This window comes from Pseudomonas sp. 05T35, from assembly GCF_056396605.1.
The window spans coordinates 1-2,589 of the sequence record NZ_JBFTLU010000550.1 but is presented as its reverse complement, the minus strand read 5'-3'; the positions used below and the strand labels follow the sequence as shown (position 1 = coordinate 2,589).

Annotated in this window: 3 protein-coding genes; 1 reads left to right on the top strand and 2 read right to left on the bottom strand. The window is 59.8% G+C overall.

Annotation, left to right across the window (positions count from 1 at the left end; all coding sequences use genetic code 11):
* Positions 1–646: shikimate 5-dehydrogenase (locus AC1DH9_RS27020; protein ID WP_477809127.1), on the top strand; the 646-nt coding region annotated here is incomplete at its 5' end.
* Between the two features lie 27 nt (positions 647–673).
* Here the strand turns inward: AC1DH9_RS27020 and AC1DH9_RS27015 are convergent.
* Positions 674–1,321 carry a YceH family protein gene (locus AC1DH9_RS27015; protein ID WP_427539922.1) on the bottom strand — a complete coding sequence of 216 codons (648 nt, stop codon included), beginning with the start codon at positions 1,319–1,321 and terminating at the stop codon, positions 674–676.
* 226 nt (positions 1,322–1,547) lie between these two features.
* The gene (locus AC1DH9_RS27010; protein ID WP_427539767.1) at positions 1,548–2,474 is read right to left on the bottom strand and encodes a universal stress protein; all 927 of its coding nucleotides are present in this window, start codon (positions 2,472–2,474) and stop codon (positions 1,548–1,550) included.
* Between the last annotated feature and the right edge of the window lie 115 nt (positions 2,475–2,589).

Sequence of the window (2,589 nt, the reverse complement as noted above, 5' to 3'; positions counted from 1 at the left end):
GGGTATTCGCGGCTGCGGCGTATCGATGCCCTTCAAGGAAGCCTGCATCCCACTGGTCGATGAACTGGACGCGTCGGCGCAAGCCATTGCCTCGATCAATACCATCGTTAACACCAACGGTCACCTCAAGGCTTACAACACCGATTACATCGCTATCGAGCAACTGTTGAAAACCCATGCCGTGCCGCAGGATTCGACGTTCGCCTTGCGCGGCAGCGGCGGGATGGCCAAGGCGGTGGCCAGTGCCTTGCGCGACGGTGGCTATCAAAACGGCCTGATCGTGGCGCGTAACGAAAGCGCGGGGCGCGCCTTGGCCGACTCGCTGGGTTATCGCTGGCAAGCAGAACTGGGCAGCGAGCGTCCGCGGATGTTGGTCAATGTCACGCCGATTGGCATGACCGGAGGCGCAGAGGCCGATCAACTGGCTTTTGACGCTGACGCCATCGATTACGCAGAAACTGTCTTCGATGTGGTGGCGATTCCCTCGGAAACACCACTGATCGTGCGCGCTCGTGCCGCAGGAAAGCGGGTCATCACCGGGCTTGAAGTCATCGCCATTCAAGCGCTTGAGCAGTTTGTGCTGTACACCGGCGTGCGTCCCAGCGATGAGCAGTTCCACAAGGCCGTGGCGTTCGCCCGCAGCTGATAAGGCGCTGCGGGGCAGGGGGTAGGGTTACTCGAGGCGTGCCAGGCGTTCTTCGAGTGCTGCAATCCGCGCTTCGAGTTCTTCGATGCGCTCCACCGACACGCCGTTACTGGCGCCACGCTCCACCGGGTTCTGGCGGGCGGCGAGGATCGCGTCGATATCCGCCGGGTCGCCCAGTGCGTGCATGTAGCGGTCTTCGCGTTGGCCCGACTGGCGCGGCAGCAACATCGCGAGACCACGGGCAATCAAGCGTTCCAGTTGATGGACAACCTGTTCGGCATCTTCGAAATCATGCATGCGGCCGCTGCGTGTCAGCAGTTCGTTGACCGTCTGCGGACCGCGCAGGAACAGCAAGCCGGTCAGAATAACCTGGGCCGGCACCAGCTCCAGCGCCTTGTCGAGTCGATGCTCCCAGCGATCGGCGCGGCTGCCCATGACCAGCCTGGTGAAGCCTCGACCTTCCAGGGCGCGCAAACTTTGCCCGACCTGGCCCTGGCTGAGGTTCATCACCGGTTCCCGGCTGGTTTTCTGGTTACAGGCGATGACCAGCGCGTTAAGGGTCAGTGGATAGGTCTCCGGGCTGGTCGCCTGTTTCTCGATCAACGAGCCGAGAATGCGCAGCTCCGTGCTGCTCAGCTGCAGTGCATCGGTGGACGTCTCTGGCTCTGCGCTCATGCTTTCCGGGCCCTTGCTAACCGTATCTTCCATTGTTGACTCCCTAATTTAGCAACAGACCCTTGTTTGCGGGTCAGATCGCTCTCCTTTCACGTCGTTCTGTTTGACGCAGAACCTCGTCGGAGGAGGCGAGTGCGGCAATCTTAGCGCACTGTTGCTCAATCTTCTGGCGCAGACACGGTTCTTCTCGCCGTCGGCATCGCTAGCGTAGAGCGTGCTGTTTGCCTCACTCAGCAAGTTCTTCGGGCGACACGATCCAGACACTGCAGGGCATTTTGTATAACAGGCTTTCTGTCGTGCTGCCGACCAGCCGGCCTATCCCGCGATGGCTGATCCGGCCCATGACAATAACATCGACCTGATTGACGTCGGCATAGTTGACCAGGACCTTGCCCGGGTTGCCCATGATCATGTGACGCTGTTCCGGCGGGATGCCGTTGCGCTCGGCCAGTTCGTTGAATGCCTCCCCCTGAGCGTCGAACAGGGTCTTGGCTTTGCCTGAAGAGAAGAAGGTCGACACGTTGTTGAAGTCGAATTCATCGGCACTGATGGAGGAAAGGTCATAGGCATAGACGACGTCGACCTCGGCATTGCAGGCACTCGCCAGTTTGACCGCTTCGTGGAGTATCCGGTCGTTCAAGCCTTGGTACTGTTTATCGCGATGGAAGGGATCGACCGCTGCCACAACCTTGCGAGGCAAGGCATGAATGGCGTTACTGACAAAATGTAGCGGCACTGGACACTCGCGCAGCAAATGCACATCGAGCGGTGTGAACATCAGCCGCGAGAGCAGTGATTCATGTTGCAGCGCTTTGATCAGCAACTCGATCGGCTGTTCTTTGAGGTGGATCAGAATTTCCTGGAGCGGGCGTTCGACCCAGGTCACCTCGGTGGTGACTTCCAGGCCAATCTTGCGCAGAGGCCTGGCCTGCTCCTCCAGCCACAGGCGGTGACGTTCGATATAACCCAGGCGCATCTCTTCGCGGGCCTGGTCGTTGACCAGGCTGGCGGTCGCCAAACCTTCCAGATAGTCGAAAGCCACGATGTGCAGCGCCGCACCTTCGGCCTTGGCCAGTGCGGCGGCCCTGTCGAAGGCCGGGCTGTGCTGCATCAGCGGCGAGACGATCAGCATGAAACGTGATTGATCAGACATGACAAACCTCTCCTGGGTAGACACAAAGTCGGCGGCTGTACGGTTGGCACGATGAGTTGTCAGCTCCTGAAACCATGGCCTGATCGTGTCGCTGGCCAGTTGCCCGAGCTTGATC

Coding starts and splice junctions, on each gene's coding strand:
- AC1DH9_RS27010 (WP_427539767.1), bottom strand. CDS start 2,474: ATGTCTGATCAATCACGTTTCATGCTGATCGTCTCGCCGCTGATGCAG.
- AC1DH9_RS27015 (WP_427539922.1), bottom strand. CDS start 1,321: ATGAGCGCAGAGCCAGAGACGTCCACCGATGCACTGCAGCTGAGCAGC.